Below are 15,832 nucleotides of genomic sequence, written 5' to 3' on the forward strand. Positions count from 1 at the left end.
GGTTGGATAGACAGGCCGCCCTCAGGCTGCGATGCGTAGTCAGCCCACCTTTCTCTTGAGTGCTTGCCTGGGTCGGGTTCAGCAAGCGGTGGCTTCTTGGAACTCTCTGGCATGTTCGCCATTACTCGCGGCATGTCTTAAAATATCCGGTTGCCGAAGAACCGCCATGACATATCCATGAAGGGCTTCAATCCTTTACAAATAAGTGTGGTCAAGATGAACAAGCCTTTCATTTCGCTGTGCCCTGAAATTACGCGGGCGCACGCGCTGACGTTGGTGGATTGGTTAGAGGATGAACGCATCACCTGCTATCTGAGCGATTCGCGTCATGTCTCCCGCTCCATTGAGCAAGTCATTGATCGGACTCAGTTGCCGATCCTGACTCATCTATTCAACCAGGGCGGCAGATTCTTTATGGCCTATGACCGGCATGACGCCCCGGTGGGCTTTGTCCGTCTCATCAAGACCGGCTCAAATTGCGAGATTGTCCTGGTCATCGGAGACAGCGACAAATGGGGCCGGAACCTGGGCGCCAGCACGATCCGCGAAGGCATGAAACTGGCCTTCCTCGACATGCGGGCCGAGAAGCTCATCGCCAAGATTCACCCGGACAACTCGCGCTCGCTGAAAGCCTTTCTGCGCAGCGGCTTTATGCTGGAGAGCGAAACGCCGACATTGACGTCATTTTCCATGACGGCGGCGAGCTATTTCCAGTTCTTGCGCGAAGGCGCCGGTGGCGACTCCACCAGGATCTACATCACTGAAATCGACAAGGCCAGGCTCGAGGATCTGATCGCGTTCGAGCAAGGCCCGGCGGTTGTTGAACTCGAACATGAGCTTGAGCGGGCCATTGTCGTCAAGCCGCAGCAGGTGGCGTGCAATGTCATCACGATGAACTCCAGGGCCTTGCTGCAACTGGACGATGAAGAGTTCGAAGTGGCCTTGGTCTACCCTGAAGACGCGGACAGCAACGCAGCAAAGCATTCCGTGTATTCCGACATAGGCACCGCCATCCTTGGCTATCAGGAGGGAGACGCCATCGACTGGCGAATTGCTGACCGGACCCGCCGGATTGAGATCAAGAAAGTGCTTTACCAGCCGGAGGCTGCGGGCGACTTCCACCTGTAATTGCGCCTTTTCTCAGTAACGAATCACGCCAGTCAGCGCGCCCGGCTTGGGTGCCTGACTTCTCCAGCGTGAACTGATAACCGAGACGGTTATCGGCGCGGGGGGTGAGATCGTGAAACCTACCCGCTGACGCCCACTTTTTGCAGAGTTGCGGAAACTGCCTGAAATGATACGGAAACGATTAGAGGTGTATTCCTGAACCCCAGAAACGCAAAAGCCCCGCAATAGCGGGGCTCTTGAGTAAATCTTGGCGGGAAACCAGGGATTCGAACCCTGGAGACGCTATTAACGTCCGCCGGTTTTCAAGACCGGTGCATTCAACCACTCTGCCAATTTCCCTTGTGCAACACAGGATTAGCGTAGCTCATCCTGCCTCAGCGGGCGCCATAATACCCGAATGAAACACACTGTCAAACTCTCGCCATAGCTTGTTACAGAGCGTCTGTTATGATCCTTGCGACTGAATGTTTCAAAACTGAAGGAGTGTCGCCATGCGCGAACAAAATTACGCAGTGAATGGAAACGCGCAGGCTGAGCAGCTAGAAGTTAGCCGCGTCCTGCGCAATACGTACGGCTTGCTCGCTCTCACCCTCGCGTTCAGCGGCGTGATGGCCTTCGTAGCCCAGCAAATGCGCGTCGGCTACCCGAATATCTTCGTCGTGCTGATCGGCTTCTACGGTCTGTTCTTCCTGACCAACAAGCTGCGCGACTCGGCCTGGGGCCTGGTGTCGGCGTTTGCCCTGACCGGTTTCATGGGCTTTATCCTCGGCCCGATCCTTAACCGTTACCTCGGCATGGCCGGCGGCGCGGAAGTGGTCAGCTCGGCATTTGCCATGACTGCCCTGGTATTTGGCGGCCTGTCGGCCTACGTGCTGATTTCCCGCAAGGACATGAGCTTCCTGGGTGGTTTCATCACCGCCGGTTTCTTCGTGTTGCTGGCTGCGGTACTGGCAGGCATGTTCTTCCAGATCAGCGGCCTGCAACTGGCGATCAGCGCAGGTTTCGTGCTGTTCTCCTCGGCCTGCATCCTGTTCCAGACCAGCGCAATCATCCAGGGTGGCGAGCGTAACTACATCATGGCCACCATCAGCCTGTATGTATCGATCTACAACCTGTTTATCAGCCTGTTGCAGATCTTCGGCATCATGGGCCGCGACGACTGATCGCAGCCGCATGCAAAAAGCCCGCTTCGGCGGGCTTTTTGTTGCCTGCGGCTTTATCATTGCCACAGGTTTTGCCTTCAGAGTGTTCCATGAAGTTCGCGATTGCGCTTTTTTCCGCCGCCCATGCGCCCTCCTCGCGCCGTGCCTTGCTGTTCGCCCAGGCGGCGCTGGCGGGTGGACATGAGATTGTGCGGCTGTTTTTTTATCAGGATGGCGTCTACAGCGCGTCCACTAACATTGTTGCGCCGCAGGATGAGCAGGATATCGCCCGTCAGTGGCGCGAGTTTGTCAGCGAGCATCAGCTCGATGGCGTGGTGTGCATCGCCGCGGCCCTGCGCCGTGGCGTGCTGAATGCCGAAGAGGCCACCCGTTATCAGCGCAGCGCGGTGAACCTGGACGCGCCTTGGGCATTGTCCGGGCTTGGGCAGTTGCATGACGCCGCCCAGTCCGCTGACCGCTTGATCTGCTTCGGAGGGCCGTGACATGTCGAAATCCTTGCTGGTGATCAGCCGACAGGCGCCGTGGTCCGGCCCCAGCGCCCGTGAAGCGCTGGATATCGTATTGGCTGGCGGCGCGTTTGATTTGCCGATTGGCCTGTTGTTTCTGGATGACGGCGTGTTTCAACTGGCCGCGAGCCAGGACGCCAGGGCCGTGCAACAGAAAGACCTGAGCGCCAACCTCCAGGCCCTGGAATTATTTGGCGTCGAAGAGGTGTTTGCCTGCAGCCATAGCCTCGCCGTGCGCGGGCTGGCCACCTCCGGCAACGCACAGCCGCTGAGCAGTGAACAAATTTCACAGATGATTGACCGTTACGACCAGGTGATTACCCTCTGATGTCGACCTTGCATGTGGTATCCCACTCGCCTTTTACCGACAGCCGGCTGGACAGCTGCCTGCGCCTCTGTGGCACCCAGGATGCGATCCTGCTGTGCGGCGACGGCGCCTACGCCCTGCAACCCGCCAGCGCGCCTTGCCAGGCCCTGCAGGCCAGGGGCGTGAAAGTGTTTGTACTGGCCGAAGACAGCCAGGCGCGTAACCTCGCCGTGCCTGAATGGGCCGGCAGTGTCGATTACCCGGCGTTCGTCCAGCTGTCGATCGACTATGACAAGGTCAATACCTGGCTATGAACACTTTGACCGTAGGTGAACGCACCCTCGAACTGGACAAGGACGGCTACCTCGTCGACCTGACCGAGTGGTCCAGCGACGTGGCCAACGCCCTCGCCACCGCCGAAGCGCTGGAGCTGACCCCGGAACACTGGGAAATCCTCGAACTGCTGCGCGGCTTTTATACCGAATTCCAGCTGTCGCCCGCCACCCGCCCGCTGATCAAGTACACCGCCTTGAAGCTGGGCCCGGAAAAGGGCAACAGCCTGCACCTCAACCGACTGTTCAAAGGCACTCCCGCCAAACTCGCCGCCAAGCTGGCGGGCCTGCCCAGGCCGACGAATTGCTTATGACTGATTTTGCCCCGTTGATCACTGAAACCCCTGCTGAGCACCCGTTCGCGCCGTTCGTGCGCATCCTCGGCAAAGGCAAGCGCGGCGCCCGCAACCTCACCCGTGAGGAAGCCCGGGAAGCCATGGGCATGCTGCTGGACGAGAAGGTCGAAGACACCCAGCTCGGCGCCTTCCTCATGCTGCTGCGGCACAAGGAAGAAAGCCCGGAAGAACTCGCAGGCTTCACCGAAGCCGTGCGCGAGCGCCTGAATGCACCGTCGCTCAATGTGGATGTCGACTGGCCGACCTACGCCGGTAAAAAACGCCACCTGCCGTGGTACCTGCTGGCAGCCAAGTGCCTGGCACAGAACGGCGTGCGTATCCTGATGCACGGCGGCGGCGCGCATACGGCAGGCCGGCTCTACACCGAGCAGTTGCTGGATGGCTTGCAGATTCCGTTGTGCCGCAATTGGCAACAGGTGGAAGCGGCCCTTGAACAGGGCAACCTGGCGTTTATTCCCCTGGGGGACTGGGCGCCGCAACTGCAGCGCATGATCGACCTGCGCAACACCCTGGGCCTGCGCTCGCCGATCCATTCACTGGCGCGCATCCTCAACCCGTTGAGCGCCCGCTGCGGCCTGCAAAGCATCTTCCACCCGGGCTACCAGGGCGTACACCGCGATGCCAGCGGCTTGCTTGGCGACAACAGCATCGTGGTCAAGGGCGACGGCGGCGAGATCGAGATCAACCCGGACACCATCAGCCACCTGTACGGCACTACCGGCGGCGAGAGCTGGGATGAAGAGTGGCCCGCCCTCTCCGCCCAGCGTCACGTCAAGCCTGCGGCCCTGGAGCCCGAGCATTTGAAGGCGCTATGGCGCGGTGAGGTGCAGGACAGCTACCCGCAACTGGCACTGATCGCCACCATGGCCCTGGCCTTGCGCGGCCTCGGCCACCCGCGGGAACAGGCGTTCGAACTGGCCCAGCAGTACTGGGATGCCCGGGACAAATCGATTTAGTCGATCATTAACCCCCAGCCTTTGCGCTTTTTGTTCGAACTCAGACCTTTAGACTGCACTCCAACGCTTATTATCCAAGGAGTCAGTCATGGGTTTGCTGATCGAAGGACGCTGGCATGACCAGTGGTACGAAAGTAGCGCAGACGGCGCCTTCCAACGGGAGCAGGCGCAACGCCGCAACTGGGTGACCGCCGATGGTGAACCCGGCCCGACCGGCGAAGGCGGTTTCGCGGCTGAAGCCGGTCGCTACCATCTGTACGTATCCCTCGCCTGCCCCTGGGCGCACCGCACATTGATCCTGCGCAAGCTCAAAGGCTTGGAAAGCCTGATCGACGTGTCGGTGGTCAGTTGGCTGATGCTGGAAAACGGCTGGACCTTCGACAAGGCCCATGGCTCCAGCGGCGACAAGCTTGACGACTTCACCTTCATGCACCAACGCTACACCGCCGACACCGCCAGCTACACCGGGCGGGTCACAGTGCCGGTGTTGTGGGACAAGAAGCTCAAGCGGATTGTCAGCAATGAGTCGGCGGAGATTATTCGCATGTTCAACAGTGCGTTTAATGAACTGACCGGCAATCAACTGGATTTCTATCCCGAAGCCCAGCGCTCGACCATTGATGCACTGAACGATCGAATCTATCCCGCCGTGAACAACGGTGTGTACCGCGCAGGCTTTGCCACGTCACAAAAGGCTTATGAGGCCGCATTTGATGATGTGTTTGCCGAACTGGATCACCTTGAGCAGCACTTGAGTGAGCATCGTTACCTGGCGGGAGAATACCTGACTGAAGCCGATGTAAGGCTTTTCACCACGGCGATTCGGTTTGATGCGGTGTACTACAGCCACTTCAAATGCAACCTGCGGCGAATTGCGGATTATCCGAACCTGTCGAACTGGCTAAGGGAGTTGTATCAGTGGCCGGGGATTGCCGAGACGGTGGATTTTGCTCACATCAAGGGGCATTACTACGCCAGTCACCGCACGATTAATCCGACGGGGATTGTGCCGAAGGGGCCGTTGCAGACGTTTGAGGCGGAGCATGACCGGGAGCGGTTGAGCGGGAAAGGGATTTGGAGTTGATCCAAGCCCTGTAGGAGCAAGCTTGCTCGCGAAGGTCGTCAACGATAACGCGCTCATGCTGAATGAACGCGGTGACCTTGAGTTTTTCGCGAGCAAGCTCGCTCCTACAGTTGAACATCTGTCGCGGTTATCAGACTTGCGACTGAGCGCCTTCAAACCACTTCAGCTTCTCACGCAACTGCACCACTTCTCCCACAATCACCAGTGTCGGCGCATGAACCTCATGTTCCGCCACCATGCGTGGCAGGTCAGCCAGGGTGCCGGTAAACACCCGCTGGTTGGACGTGGTGCCCTGCTGGATCAACGCCGCCGGCGTATCCGCCGAACGACCATGCTTGATCAGCTGTTTGCAGATGATCGGCAACCCGATCAAGCCCATGTAGAACACCAGGGTCTGCGAAGGGCCCACCAGGTCACTCCACGGCAGGTCCGAAGTCCCGTCCTTCAAGTGCCCGGTAATGAAGCGAACCGATTGCGCATAGTCGCGGTGGGTCAGCGGAATACCGGCATACGCCGCGCAACCGCTGGCCGCGGTAATACCCGGCACCACCTGGAACGGGATGCCATGGGCCGCCAGCTCTTCGATCTCTTCACCGCCACGCCCAAAGATGAACGGATCGCCACCCTTGAGCCGCAGCACGCGCTTGCCTTGCCTGGCCAGGTCCACCAGTTGCTGGTTGATCTGGTCCTGCGGCACCGCATGGTCTGCGCGCCGCTTGCCGACATACACCCGCTCGGCATCGCGACGGCACAATTCAAGAATCGCCGGCGCCACCAGGCGGTCGTACAGCACCACGTCGGCCTGTTGCATCAAGCGCAAGGCGCGGAACGTCAGCAGGTCCGGATCACCCGGGCCTGCGCCCACCAGGTAGACTTCGCCCGGTGCGTGCGGCGGTGCGCCGTTGATTTTCTCCACCAGCAGACGCTCGGCTTCATCGCCCTGCCCGGCCAGTTGCCGATCAGCAATCGGACCCTGGAAGACGTCTTCCCAGAACGCGCGACGTTGCTGCACATCCGGGAACAAGCCTTTGACCTGGCTGCGAAACCGCGCCGCCAACCCGGCCAACTGGCCATAAGTCGACGGAATCCAGGTTTCCAGCTTGGCGCGGATCAAGCGTGCCAGCACCGGCGCATCGCCGCCGCTGGACACTGCGATCACCAACGGCGAACGGTCGACAATCGCCGGGAAGATCACGCTGCACAGGGCCGGCGCATCTACCACATTGACCGGTACGCAACGATGCCGGGCATCGCTGGACACTTGCGCGTTCAGCGGCTCGTCGTCGGTTGCAGCGATGATCAGGGTGCAACCGTCGAGGTCGGCGTCCTGATAACCACGCAAAATCAGTTCACCGCCACTGCCCTGCACCAGCTCACGCAACTGGTCTTCAATCTGGGGAGCAACCACCCGCAACAACGCGCCGGCGTCGGCCAGCAGCCGGGATTTGCGCAAGGCAATCTCCCCGCCACCGACGACCAACACACGACTGCCGCGCAGGTTATGAAACAGCGGCAGAAATTCCATTTAGCCGATGACCTCAACGCCCGCCATGTACGGCTTGAGCACTTCAGGTACGCGGATCGAACCGTCAGCCTGCTGGTAGTTTTCCAGCACGGCCACCAGGGTACGGCCTACTGCCAGGCCCGAACCGTTGAGGGTGTGGACCAGCTCGGGCTTGCCGGTTTCCGGGTTACGGAAACGCGCCTGCATGCGACGGGCCTGGAAATCACCGCAGTTGGAGCACGACGAAATCTCGCGGTATTTATCCTGGCTCGGCACCCACACTTCCAGGTCGTAAGTCTTCACGGCGCTGAAACCCATGTCGCCGGTGCACAGGGCCAGAACGCGGTACGGCAGCTCCAGCAGTTGCAGGACGCGTTCGGCGTTGGCGGTCAGGCCTTCCAGCGCTTCCATGGAAGTCGACGGCTCGACAACCTGCACCATCTCGACCTTGTCGAACTGGTGCTGGCGAATCATGCCGCGGGTGTCGCGGCCCGATGCACCGGCTTCGCTGCGAAAGCACGGCGAGTGGGCGACAAACTTGATCGGCAGCTGCTTGGCGTCGAGGATTTCCCCGGCCACGATATTGGTCAGCGACACTTCGGCGGTCGGGATCAGGTACAAGTCGGCTTCGCCATCGCGGCTGATCTTGAACAGGTCTTCCTCGAATTTCGGCAGCTGGCTGGTGCCCATCAGCGCCGGAGCCTGGACCAGGTACGGGGTGTAAGCCTCTTCGTAGCCGTGCTCGCCGGTGTGCAGGTTGATCATGAACTGTGCCAGGGCGCGGTGCATGCGTGCGATCGGGCCACGCAGCAAGGCAAAGCGCGCGCCGGACATTTTGGCCGCCGTTTCGAAGTCCAGGCCACCGGTCAATTCGCCCAGCGCGACGTGGTCCTTGATCTCGAAATCGAAGGCTTTTGGCGTGCCCCAGCGACGGACTTCGACGTTGCCGTCTTCGTCTTCGCCGATTGGCACGGACTCGTGCGGCAGGTTCGGGATGCCCAGCAGGATCGAGTCCAGTTCGGTCTGGATAACGTCCAGCTCGACTTTGCCGGAAGCCAACTCGCCAGCCATACGCTCGACGTCCGCCATCAACGGCGCGATGTCTTCGCCGCGCTGCTTGGCCTGACCGATGGATTTGGAACGCGCATTACGCTCAGCCTGCAGTGCTTCGGTGCGGGTCTGGACGGTCTTGCGCTGTTCTTCCAGCGCTTCGATGCGCGCAACATCCAAGGCAAAGCCACGGGATGCCAGGCGGTCCGCTACGTCCTGAAGGTTGCTACGTAACAGTTTGGAATCGAGCATGTCGGTCTCTCGTTTATCAAAGTTTGGTCAAGGACAGGCCAGCCCAGGTGGCGAGCAGCCCGCCGAACACGCTGACGGCCAGGTACCCGAAGGCGACCGGTGCCTGCCCGCTTTCCAGCAGGCGTAGCGTGTCCAGTGAAAAGGATGAAAAGGTCGTCAGACCGCCTACAAAACCGACAATCAAGCCGGCACGAATCTCAATCGGCACTTCCGGGCGAAGCAGAAACCACCCGTACAACAAGCCGATGATCAAACAGCCCACCAGGTTGACCGCCAGGGTCGCCGCATAAAAATGCTTCGGCCAATTGGCGCTGACCCAGGTGCTGGTGGCGAAACGCAATAATGTACCAGCGATGCCGGCTACGGACACGGCAAGAATCGTTCTGAGCACTACTTTCTCCGCTGTTTCGGACTGAGCCGGTCAAGTTGGGCAAGGTGATTGAGCTTTTCGCCGATCTTCAGCTCCAGGCCGCGGGGCACCGGCTGGTAAAACGGCTGCGGCTCAAGGTCATCCGGGAAGTAATCTTCGCCAGCCGCATAGGCGTCCGGCTCATCGTGGGCGTAGCGGTACTCATCGCCGTAGCCGAGTTGCTTCATCAGCTTGGTCGGCGCATTGCGCAGGTGCAGCGGCACTTCCAGGGAACCATGCTCGGCGGCAGCACGCAGGGCGGACTTGAAGCCCATGTACACCGCGTTGCTCTTCGGTGCGCAGGCCAGATAGGTGATGGCCTGGGCCACCGCCAACTCGCCTTCCGGGCTGCCCAGACGTTCCTGCACTTCCCAGGCGGCCAGGCACAGGCTCAGCGCACGCGGGTCGGCATTGCCGATGTCTTCGCTGGCCATGCGCACCACGCGCCGGGCCAGGTACAACGGGTCGCAACCGCCGTCGATCATCCGCGCAAACCAGTACAGCGCGCCGTCGGGGTTGGAGCCGCGCACAGATTTGTGCAGCGCGGAAATCTGGTCGTAGAACGCTTCGCCGCCCTTGTCGAAACGCCGGCGGGTGTCGCCCAACAGGCTCTGCAGCAAGTCGACGCCGATTTCGCTGCCATCCTCGGCCAGGTCGGAAGCGTTTTCCAGCAGATTGAGAAAACGTCGACCGTCGCCATCCGCAGCAGTCAGCAGGATCTTGAAGCCTTCCTCACTGACACTCAACTGGCGCTTGCCCAGGCCCTTGTCTTCGTTCAGCGCACGCTGCAAGAGCTTCTGCATCGCGGCTTCGTCGAGGCTCTTGAGCACATAGACACGCGCCCGGGACAGCAAGGCATTGTTCAGCTCAAAAGACGGGTTTTCGGTGGTGGCACCAATAAAGATCAGCGTGCCGTCTTCGACATACGGCAAGAACGCATCCTGCTGCGACTTGTTGAAGCGATGCACTTCGTCGACGAACAGGATGGTGCGCTTGCCGTACTGCCCGGCCTGCTGCTTGGCGACTTCCACCGCCTGGCGGATCTCCTTGACCCCGGCCAGCACCGCCGAGACCGTCTCGAAGTGTGCATCCGAGACTTTTGCCAGGAGCCGCGCCAGGGTGGTTTTACCCACGCCCGGCGGCCCCCAGAAAATCATCGAGTGCAGCGCACCCTGCTCAAGGGCCTCGCGCAAAGGCTTGCCGCGGGCGAGCAGGTGTTCCTGCCCGACGTACTCGTCCAGGTTGGTCGAGCGCAGGCGCGCCGCCAGAGGCTGAGCAATCGGGTCACTTCGAAACAGGTCCATGGGCAGCGTTTGAAACCTCTGGGCAGTTTATTCCTGGATCACGTCGGCACCCTTCGGGATGTCGAACTTGAACTTGGATGCCGGTACCGGCTGGTTGGCCTTGACCCCGGAGAACAGGATATCGGTGCGCTGGCCGACGCTGTCAATCAGACGCATGTTGTTGATCACGCCGTTGCCAAACGACAGGGACAGCGTGTCAAAGAGCGTGTCCTTGGATTTCGGCTTAAGGGTGAATTCAATCACGTTGCTGGTCTGCTTGGAGGTAATGTCGAAGCTGTCGTTGATCTTCGACACATCGCCCGACAGCAACAGCGCTGGCGTCTGGTTCAGGCGCGGGTCGAGCTTCTTGATGGTCGCCTGCTCCAGGTCCGGGTCCCACAGGGTGACTTTTTGGCCGTCAGAGACGATGGTCTGCTCGGCCTTGCCTTCTGTGTGCCAGTAGAACAGCCCTGGACGCTGTACAGCCATCTCGCCGGCGGTTTCCTGCAACTGGGTGCCACCGGCATCCAGCGTGAGCTGGGAGAAGCGCGCGGTCAGGGTCTGGGATTTGTCCAACAGGTTTTTCAGGCTCGCGACGGAAGCCGGGTCAGCATGAGCCGAAACAGCAGTCAGGGCCAATGCAGGCAACAACAGCATGCGGATAAGACGCATGGGAGTCCTCTTAGATTCGGTTGCAAGGCGTGCCGCGTGTTGCCACGCGGCACGTAATCAGTCACGCATCTGCGCTGGCGCAATCACTTCGCGCGAGCCGTTGGTGTTCATCGAGGTGACCACGCCGGCCATTTCCATGGCTTCGATCATGCGGGCAGCGCGGTTGTAGCCAATCTTCAGCTTGCGCTGTACGGCGGAGATCGAGGCGCGGCGGCTTTCAAGCACGAACTGCACCGCTTCGTCGTAGAGCGCATCGGTCTCGGCATCATCGTCGCCACCGCCGCTGCCACCGTCGAAGCCGCTGCCGGCCTCTTCGACGCCGGCGAGGATGTCGTCGTTGTATTCCGGGGCGCCACGCAGTTTCCAGGCTTCCACCACACGGTGCACCTCATCGTCGGAGACGAACGCGCCGTGGACACGGATCGGCAAACTGGTGCCCGGCGGCATGTAGAGCATGTCACCGTGGCCCAGCAGTTGCTCGGCGCCGCCCTGGTCGATGATGGTCCGGGAGTCGATCTTGCTCGACACCTGGAACGCCATGCGGGTCGGGATGTTGGCCTTGATCAGGCCGGTGATCACGTCCACCGACGGACGCTGGGTCGCGAGGATCAAGTGGATCCCGGCGGCCCGCGCCTTCTGGGCGATACGGGCGATCAGCTCTTCGACCTTCTTTCCGACGATCATCATCATGTCGGCAAATTCGTCGACCACCACCACGATGGTCGGCAATTTGGTCAACAGCGGCGCTTCGTCGTGGATGCTTTCACGCTTGTACAACGGGTCGGTCAGCGGCGTGCCGGCGTCCTGGGCTTCCTTGACCTTGGCGTTGAAGCCCGAAAGGTTACGCACACCCATCTTCGCCATCAGCTTGTAGCGCCGCTCCATCTCGGCAACGCTCCAGCGCAGGGCGTTGGCCGCATCCTTCATGTCGGTCACCACCGGGCACAACAGGTGTGGAATGCCTTCGTAGATCGACAGCTCAAGCATTTTCGGGTCGATCATGATCAGCTTGGCGTCATCCGGGCCCGACTTGAACAGGATCGACAGGATCATCGCGTTCACACCCACCGACTTACCGGAACCGGTGGTACCGGCGACCAGCAAGTGGGGCATTTTCGCCAGGTCGGTGATCACCGGCTTGCCGCCGATGTCGTGGCCCAAGGCCAGGGTGACCGGCGACTTGAAGTTGTCGTACTCCGGGGTCGACAGCACTTCGGAGAAGCGCACGATCTGCCGGTCTTCGTTGGGAATCTCGATACCGACGGTGGTCTTGCCCGGAATCACTTCCACCACCCGCACGCTGGTCACGGCCAGCGAACGCGCCAGATCCTTGGCCAGGTTGGAAATGCGGCTGACCTTGACGCCGGCAGCCGGCTGGATTTCGTAGCGGGTAATCACCGGGCCCGGGTGGATCGAATCCACCGAGACTTCGACGCCGAATTCCTTGAGCTTGATTTCCAGCAGGTGGCCGACGGCCGCCAGGGATTCAGGGGAATAATTGAGCTGTTTCTTTTCCGCAGGATCAAGAATCGAGATCGGCGGCAAGGTGCCTTCCACGGCGCTGTCGACAAACAACGGCGCCTGTTTCTCTTTCTGCACGCGATGGCTCGGCTCGGGGGCCTTCGGCGGCGCAGGGGCAATCACCGGCGGCACTTGCTTCTCGCGGTCCGACATGTGTTTGGTCAGGGCCTGCTCGCGTTCGATCAGGCGTTCCTTGACCTTGGCCTGCTCACGCCGGTCCGGCGTGCTCGGGGCTACCACCTCGTTGACGCGGGTATCCACCTCGCGCAGTTGCGCAACCATGCGTTTGCGGTCCACCCGGGCCGACCACCAGCGATTCGCGGCGCCCTGGAACAGTTCGAGCAGGTCGAGGGTGATCTTGCCGGTCACGTCCATGACCTTGAACCAGGACAGGTCGGTAAACACGGTGAGGCCGAACAGGAACAGCGCAATAAACATCAGGGTGCTGCCCTGGATGTTCAGGGTCCTGCGGGCCAGGTCGCCGAGGCTTTCGCCCAGAGCGCCGCCGGCACCGGCCGGCAGACCGGTAGGTGCATGGAAATGGATATGGGCCAGGGCCGCGCCGGACAACACCAGGAACACCAGGCCGATCAGGCGCCAGGAGAAAAGCCAGCCGCTCCATTGCCACGGCTCGTGACGCTGGCGGAAGATCTGCCAGGTCTTGATGGCCAGCAGCAACGGGAAGATGTAAGCGAAGTAACCCAGCACCATGAACAGGATGTCGGCGCTGTAGGAGCCGGCCGGACCACCGAAGTTCTGCACGTCTTCGATCTTGCTGTTGTGGCTCCAGCCTGGATCGTCCTTGCCATAGGTGAGCAAGGCCATCATCAGGAACAGGCACAGCGCGCCGATGGCGATCAGTGCACCTTCCTTGAGTCGGTAGTGCAGGTGCTGGCGCCAGGCGGGCACGACTGCGGCTTTAGGTGTTGCGGCGGATTTCTTCAAAACGGGTCTTTTCCTGCGCCTTTAGCGCGTCCATCTGTTGAATGACTGCAAAACACTGCCCAATCCGGGCAGGTAAAAAATGAACGAGTGCCAGTGGAGCTACTTTTAACACCCTGCTACTGATTCATGAAACGGCGATAACGCCCCAATGGCCGCATTGTACGGGTTTGTGCGCGCGATGCCACGCACTTGGCCTACGTTACACAGCATAGCCAATGTTCAATTTCATAACGTTCAATTTGAGCATGCATTGTCTTTACTGACAAAGGCTTATGAGCTGTTTTTGCCAATCCAGGCTAGCTTGCCGACCGACGTACGCGATTACGACCACGCCCCCGGCATAGAGTTGCAGAAACACCCGTTCATGCTTATCTGCATCGATCCCATGTTCGGGCTAGCCCCAGAGCGTTTCGTCGACAATAATCACAGCTCTTGCAACGGACAACATCGCCGTTACCGCCCTCCCCTTCCGTAAGCCTGGATGCCATGCTGACCTGGTTACAACGCAACACCCTGACCTTCCCACCGCTGGCCAAGGCCATGCGCGAACCCAATGGCCTGCTCGCGGCCGGTGGCGACCTGTCGGCCGACCGCCTGATCCAGGCCTACCGTCACGGCTGTTTTCCCTGGTTCTCGGAAGGCCAGCCCATCCTCTGGTGGTCGCCCGACCCGCGCACCGTACTGTTTCCCGATGAGCTGCACGTTTCCCGCAGCCTCGGCAAATTGTTGCGCCAGCAGCGTTACACAGTGACTTTCGACCAGGACTTCACTGCGGTCATCCAGGCGTGCGCGGCGCCGCGCAGTTATGCCGATGGCACCTGGATCACCGAAGCCATGCAGAACGCCTACCTGCAACTGCACCAGCGCGGTTATGCGCATTCGGTGGAGGTGTGGGACGCGGGCGAACTGGTGGGCGGCCTGTACGGCCTGGCGATGGGCCAGTTGTTTTTCGGCGAGTCCATGTTCAGTCGCGCCGACAACGCCTCGAAATACGGCTTTGCCACCCTGGTTCGGCAACTACAGGCCTGGGGCTTTGTGCTGATCGACTGCCAGATGCCCACCGATCACCTGCACAGCCTCGGCGCCCGCGCCATTCCCCGCAGCGACTTCGCCAACTACCTGCGCGACCATTTGGACCAAACCAGCTCTGCTCCGTGGGTTTCCTAGGCGACTTCCCCGCACCTGGCTTACACTTATTTCAAAGCTTATCCGAGGGTTGATCATGACCGAGCTGGCGCGTTTGAAGTTTTATGCCACTCAACCCCACTCATGCAGCTATCTGCCCGATGAGCAGGCCACCACGCTGTTCCTCGACCCCAGCCAGCCGATGGACGTGCATGTGTATGCCGATTTGTCGGAAATGGGCTTCCGGCGCAGCGGCGACCACCTTTACCGGCCGCACTGCCAGAACTGCAACGCCTGCGTACCGGCGCGCATCCCGGTGGCGCAGTTCCTGCCGGACCGCAACCAGAAACGCATCCTGAAGCGCAACGCCGACCTGACCGTCACCGCCACCAAACCCGGCTTCAGCGAAGAATATTTCGACCTTTACCAACGCTACATCGAACAGCGCCACGCCGACGGCGACATGTTCCCGCCCAGCCGCGACCAGTTTTCCACCTTCCTGGTGCGCGACCTGCCCTTCTCGCGCTTCTATGAGTTTCGGCTCGAGGGACGACTGGTGGCGGTCGCCGTGACCGACCTGCTGCCCAATGGCCTGTCGGCGGTCTACACCTTTTATGAGCCCGCCGAGGAACGGCGCAGCCTGGGACGCTTTGCGATCCTGTGGCAGATCGGTGAAGCCTTGCGCCTGGAATTGGAGGCGGTGTACCTCGGATACTGGATAAAAAACTGCAAAAAGATGAACTACAAGACCCAATATCGGCCCATTGAGCTGCTAATTAACCAAAGATGGGTCACGTTGAACTAGAACCTCTTGGCTTAAACACCCTTTTTCGGGCACAATGCACGCCGCTTTTGCCTGGCGCAGTTGCACCGGGCCATTCACTGGATACCGAGGGCTTTACTGCATGTCGAAAGAAGACAGCTTCGAAATGGAAGGCACTGTCGTCGACACCCTGCCCAACACCATGTTTCGTGTGGAGTTGGAAAATGGGCACGTCGTAACCGCGCATATCTCCGGCAAGATGCGCAAGAACTACATTCGTATTCTTACCGGTGACAAAGTGCGCGTCGAACTGACGCCCTATGACCTGAGCAAAGGGCGCATCACTTACCGCGCCCGTTAATCAAGTCAATACAAAACGCCCGGTTATGCCGGGCGTTTTTGTGTGCGCGCGATTTACCTGAAACCAGAAATCCCTTGTGGGAGCGGGCTTGCTCGCGAATGCAGCGTGTCAGCCA

At 60.3% G+C, this 15,832-nt stretch carries 17 protein-coding genes and 1 tRNA gene; 11 read left to right on the forward strand and 7 right to left on the reverse strand.

Annotated features, from left to right (window positions below; all coding sequences use genetic code 11):
• Nucleotides 1-216 precede the first annotated feature (216 nt).
• Nucleotides 217-1,128 carry a bifunctional GNAT family N-acetyltransferase/nucleoside diphosphate kinase regulator gene (locus tag HX807_RS19760; RefSeq protein ID WP_008431545.1) on the forward strand — a complete coding sequence of 304 codons (912 nt, stop codon included), beginning with the start codon at nucleotides 217-219 and terminating at the stop codon, nucleotides 1,126-1,128.
• 248 nt (nucleotides 1,129-1,376) lie between these two features.
• Here HX807_RS19760 and HX807_RS19765 read toward each other — a convergent pair.
• Nucleotides 1,377-1,467, reverse strand: a tRNA-Ser gene (locus HX807_RS19765).
• A gap of 152 nt (nucleotides 1,468-1,619) precedes the next feature.
• On the opposite strand from HX807_RS19765, the gene HX807_RS19770 reads away from it, so the two are divergent.
• The 7 genes from HX807_RS19770 (at nucleotide 1,620) to HX807_RS19800 (ending at nucleotide 5,832) form a co-directional block, all read left to right on the forward strand.
• A complete protein-coding gene (locus tag HX807_RS19770) occupies nucleotides 1,620-2,291 on the forward strand; it encodes a Bax inhibitor-1/YccA family protein (protein ID WP_003219636.1) in 672 nt (223 codons plus the stop codon).
• Between the two features lie 89 nt (nucleotides 2,292-2,380).
• Nucleotides 2,381-2,773 carry a sulfurtransferase complex subunit TusD gene (gene tusD / locus HX807_RS19775; RefSeq protein WP_003219632.1) on the forward strand — a complete coding sequence of 131 codons (393 nt, stop codon included), beginning with the start codon at nucleotides 2,381-2,383 and terminating at the stop codon, nucleotides 2,771-2,773.
• Nucleotide 2,774: 1 nt separating this feature from the next.
• A complete protein-coding gene (gene tusC / locus HX807_RS19780) occupies nucleotides 2,775-3,125 on the forward strand; it encodes a sulfurtransferase complex subunit TusC (protein ID WP_087693046.1) in 351 nt (116 codons plus the stop codon).
• Nucleotides 3,125-3,418, forward strand: coding sequence for a sulfurtransferase complex subunit TusB (gene tusB / locus HX807_RS19785; protein ID WP_003219628.1), 294 nt, complete (start codon nucleotides 3,125-3,127; stop codon nucleotides 3,416-3,418). Before tusC ends, tusB begins: the two co-directional genes overlap by 1 nt.
• The gene (locus HX807_RS19790) at nucleotides 3,415-3,750 is read left to right on the forward strand and encodes a TusE/DsrC/DsvC family sulfur relay protein (protein WP_102369434.1); all 336 of its coding nucleotides are present in this window, start codon (nucleotides 3,415-3,417) and stop codon (nucleotides 3,748-3,750) included. Before tusB ends, HX807_RS19790 begins: the two co-directional genes overlap by 4 nt.
• Entirely contained in the window at nucleotides 3,747-4,748 is a 1,002-nt protein-coding gene (locus HX807_RS19795) for a glycosyl transferase family protein (RefSeq protein ID WP_087693048.1), read from the forward strand. Before HX807_RS19790 ends, HX807_RS19795 begins: the two co-directional genes overlap by 4 nt.
• A gap of 88 nt (nucleotides 4,749-4,836) precedes the next feature.
• Nucleotides 4,837-5,832, forward strand: a complete 996-nt coding sequence (locus HX807_RS19800; RefSeq protein ID WP_177050794.1) for a glutathione S-transferase family protein — start codon at nucleotides 4,837-4,839, stop codon at nucleotides 5,830-5,832.
• 130 nt (nucleotides 5,833-5,962) lie between these two features.
• On the opposite strand, the gene cysG is transcribed toward HX807_RS19800, so the two are convergent.
• Genes cysG through ftsK form a run of 6 tightly spaced genes read right to left on the reverse strand, consistent with a single transcriptional unit; the run spans nucleotide 5,963 to nucleotide 13,468 of the window.
• Nucleotides 5,963-7,357, reverse strand: coding sequence for a siroheme synthase CysG (gene cysG / locus HX807_RS19805; RefSeq protein ID WP_177050796.1), 1,395 nt, complete (start codon nucleotides 7,355-7,357; stop codon nucleotides 5,963-5,965).
• Nucleotides 7,358-8,638, reverse strand: coding sequence for a serine--tRNA ligase (serS, locus tag HX807_RS19810; RefSeq protein WP_003219618.1), 1,281 nt, complete (start codon nucleotides 8,636-8,638; stop codon nucleotides 7,358-7,360).
• Between the two features lie 16 nt (nucleotides 8,639-8,654).
• Entirely contained in the window at nucleotides 8,655-9,029 is a 375-nt protein-coding gene (gene crcB, locus HX807_RS19815) for a fluoride efflux transporter CrcB (RefSeq protein WP_003219617.1), read from the reverse strand.
• Nucleotides 9,029-10,351 carry a replication-associated recombination protein A gene (locus tag HX807_RS19820; protein ID WP_003219616.1) on the reverse strand — a complete coding sequence of 441 codons (1,323 nt, stop codon included), beginning with the start codon at nucleotides 10,349-10,351 and terminating at the stop codon, nucleotides 9,029-9,031. The genes crcB and HX807_RS19820 overlap by 1 nt, the downstream gene beginning before the upstream one ends.
• Before the next feature lie 27 nt (nucleotides 10,352-10,378).
• Nucleotides 10,379-11,002, reverse strand: a complete 624-nt coding sequence (gene lolA, locus HX807_RS19825; protein WP_003219615.1) for an outer membrane lipoprotein chaperone LolA — start codon at nucleotides 11,000-11,002, stop codon at nucleotides 10,379-10,381.
• 57 nt (nucleotides 11,003-11,059) lie between these two features.
• On the reverse strand, nucleotides 11,060-13,468 hold the full coding sequence (gene ftsK / locus HX807_RS19830) for a DNA translocase FtsK (RefSeq protein WP_003219614.1): 2,409 nt from the start codon (nucleotides 13,466-13,468) through the stop codon (nucleotides 11,060-11,062).
• Nucleotides 13,469-13,954: 486 nt separating this feature from the next.
• On the opposite strand from ftsK, the gene aat reads away from it, so the two are divergent.
• From aat to infA, 3 genes are all read left to right on the forward strand, one after another.
• Nucleotides 13,955-14,635 (forward strand): leucyl/phenylalanyl-tRNA--protein transferase, encoded by a 681-nt coding sequence (aat, locus tag HX807_RS19835; protein ID WP_177050798.1) that lies wholly within the window; start codon nucleotides 13,955-13,957, stop codon nucleotides 14,633-14,635.
• Nucleotides 14,636-14,690: 55 nt separating this feature from the next.
• Nucleotides 14,691-15,398: an arginyltransferase gene (locus HX807_RS19840; RefSeq protein WP_003219609.1), complete on the forward strand. Its 708-nt coding sequence runs from the start codon at nucleotides 14,691-14,693 to the stop codon at nucleotides 15,396-15,398.
• Nucleotides 15,399-15,498: 100 nt separating this feature from the next.
• The gene (infA, locus tag HX807_RS19845) at nucleotides 15,499-15,717 is read left to right on the forward strand and encodes a translation initiation factor IF-1 (RefSeq protein ID WP_002553999.1); all 219 of its coding nucleotides are present in this window, start codon (nucleotides 15,499-15,501) and stop codon (nucleotides 15,715-15,717) included.
• Nucleotides 15,718-15,832: the final 115 nt, after the last annotated feature.

The organism is Pseudomonas sp. D8002 (assembly GCF_013385695.1).
Taxonomy (GTDB): Bacteria; Pseudomonadota; Gammaproteobacteria; order Pseudomonadales; family Pseudomonadaceae; genus Aquipseudomonas.